At 42.2% G+C, this 2,659-nt stretch carries 3 protein-coding genes; all 3 read left to right on the top strand.

The window, feature by feature from the left end; all coding sequences use genetic code 11:
- A partial coding sequence (locus GEU01_RS25210; protein ID WP_269719726.1) for an IS4 family transposase occupies positions 1-369 on the top strand: 369 nt, incomplete at its 5' end.
- Positions 288-806 (top strand): sulfatase-like hydrolase/transferase, encoded by a 519-nt coding sequence (locus GEU01_RS20675; protein ID WP_332306329.1) that lies wholly within the window; start codon positions 288-290, stop codon positions 804-806. The genes GEU01_RS25210 and GEU01_RS20675, both read left to right, overlap by 82 nt.
- Before the next feature lie 295 nt (positions 807-1,101).
- Entirely contained in the window at positions 1,102-2,571 is a 1,470-nt protein-coding gene (locus GEU01_RS23635; protein WP_019087547.1) for a glucosyltransferase domain-containing protein, read from the top strand.
- The last annotated feature ends 88 nt before the right edge of the window (positions 2,572-2,659 follow it).

Below are 2,659 nucleotides of genomic sequence, written 5' to 3'. Positions count from 1 at the left end.
AAGCTTGAAGAGCTCCGCCTAACGACCGCAGGCCGGCTCGCAAACTGTATCGCCTTATGCTGCGTGGTGGCCTGGCGTATCTCATGGATAACAATGCTCAGGCGTGAATTACCAGGGACGTCGCCTTCTACCGTTTTTACAGATGTGGAACGCCAAATACTCGAACAGTTCACACCCATACGCAAACTCAGCACTTCACCAGACCTGGATTTTTACATCCGGGCAGTCGCCAGACTGGGTGGTTACCTTGATCGCGCTTCCGATGCTCCGCCCGGAACAACTGTTATCTGGAGAGGAATGTCTCGCCTGGCAGATATCGTTACAGGTGCTCTCTCCTATCAAATTACAGAAGAAAAAATTTATGGGTAACTGCAAGACTTCCAACAGCGGATGATTATGATCGTTCAATCCATAGAACTGATCGTATATTGCATAACATTATGGATATGGCTCATGAAAAATTAGGACACTACGTACTTATTTATGTGTCTGACCATGGTGAAGTGGTGACCGGAGATGCCGTTGGTCATGCCCTGCAATATGGGGGATACCCACAATATGACATCCCGATGTTCATGATGGATGAAACAGGTCATTATTGTGACATGGGAGAAAAGATGCGCAACCAGAATGGCTGGTTTACAAGCCCCATGATAAAATTCCTGCTTCTGGACATGATGGGCTATAAGGTAGATCAGAATATGGTCAAGGCATTACAACACACAGACCACGTTCTGCATTCCGATGAAACTGTTTATGACTACACAGCTTTACCAACAGTCCGGGCGGATAAACATTCCCATTGATATTGGAATGGAAAGAAACGTGATGATGTGCGACTAGACTGGCTACAAAAAGCTGCACGATCCTCCAGCCAAGGAAGGTAACGCCATCATGTTGCTGTCACATAAATGAACCATGTTCTATTCCCATCATCAAGGTTATCCGGTTAACTTACACTAGCCTTTTGACTAGTCCGAACTTACAATTGCCGCTTCCAACTCGATACAATTTGTTTTTTCTGGACAAAAAGGCATTATACAGAATGTCAGTTCAACCGTTAATCCACTCAGGCACACAGCAAATTTATTATGGTGTAGTATGAAATCGTTAAATATAAAAACAGAAGATAAGAAATTATTTTTGATATTTAACTTATTGGGATTTTTATACATCATTCCGCTGCTAATAAGTAATACATTTTACTGGGACGATTATAAAAGATCATTAAGCGGCGATTATGGATGGGAAGGGGACGGTCGCCCCCTAGCTGATCTGTTCGTTTTCCTCCTGACTGAAAATACAATCAATCTTGATATTGCACCCTTGCCTCTGCTGTTGTCGTTGCCTGCTCTGGCTATTGCAGCGGTAATAATTTCCAAAAAACTATTTCCCAATGAAACTTTACTGAAAAAAACTATCCTTTCAACGCCAATTTTGGTTAATCCTCTGTTTTTGGGAAATATTTCCTTCAGATTTGAATGCTGGATCATGTCCCTGACCCAGCTTTTTGCTGTGGCTGCTGCTCTGCTTTACCGGAACAATGGGATAAAGGGTTATATTTATCGTACGGTGATCCTCGTCGTGCTTTTATCCACATATCAGGCATCTCTCAATTTTTATTATGCATTATGCTTTATGGTTTTTATTTTTAGCGTTATGAACAATAACAGCCTCAAGGATGCCCTTGTCTGCTTATTAACTGATGCTTCTTTAATGGTTGCATCATTTGTTCTTTATAAAATAACTGTAATTCCATTTGTGCATTTCCACGACTATGCCAGCGGCCACAATTCGATCTTGAAAGTTAACGCCGATATTTTCAATAAAATCCTAAAAAATACATATACCCTATTTAAATTACAATGGAAATTGCCCACACCCTATACGATATCAATGGCATTTCTGGCAATAATTTCCATTTTCTCGCCTATCATTAAAAATTCCCAGTTTAGAAAACCTAATAAGTGCATAATACTACTTGCCATTATTGCCTTTATTTTTCTTACACCAGGACTCTGCTTGCTTCTGGATAACCCGGTTGGTGCCGATCGAATTTTCCTCGGGTTTCCCGCGCTACTTATGTTCCTATTTTATATGGGCATGTCTTCGTCATGGAAAATATTGGGCGTATCCATGATATCCCTCAATCTGTTTACTGCTGTTTCCACATGCTATGCCTATGGGAATGTCCTTCGTCAGGAGGCTGATTACAGGGATGTTGTTTCCACTGCAATTATCAACAAACTACTGGAAAACGGTTATCAATTTGGTGACAAGGTCATTGTGTTGGGACAGGAAAGAGCAGCACCAGCCAATGTCCCAGCACTCGCCTCAAACCGTACACTCCGCGCTCTCGTTCCCCGGATACTCGGTGATCACGACGTTTGGGGGTATTATGTTCTGGCGAAGCAGGGGTTACCTTTGAACTTCCCATCTGATTCTGAAATCGATGCCGCCAAGATGAAAATGGCTGTCCTGACTCCCATTTATAATGATTTCCGTTTCTACATATACAAGACGGGTGCGGAATTCATTGTTTATGTCATGACGGAGCCATCACCAACATGAAAGTAATGCTTTTTTAGCCTATGAAAATCCTGGCACCATCCATTAGAGCCCGATCCGAAAGTTTTTCAAGCTTGACAATGCCTTGCTG

The sequence above is a fragment of the Komagataeibacter europaeus LMG 18890 genome (assembly GCF_000285295.1).
Classification (GTDB): Bacteria; Pseudomonadota; Alphaproteobacteria; order Acetobacterales; family Acetobacteraceae; genus Komagataeibacter; species Komagataeibacter europaeus.
Note: the sequence above shows the minus strand (reverse complement) of the source record. Positions and strands in the feature narration are given on the sequence as shown.

Excerpts from the sequence above, each read along its gene's own strand:
- GEU01_RS23635 (WP_019087547.1), top strand. The coding sequence starts at position 1,102 with ATGAAATCGTTAAATATAAAAACAGAAGATAAGAAATTATTTTTGATA.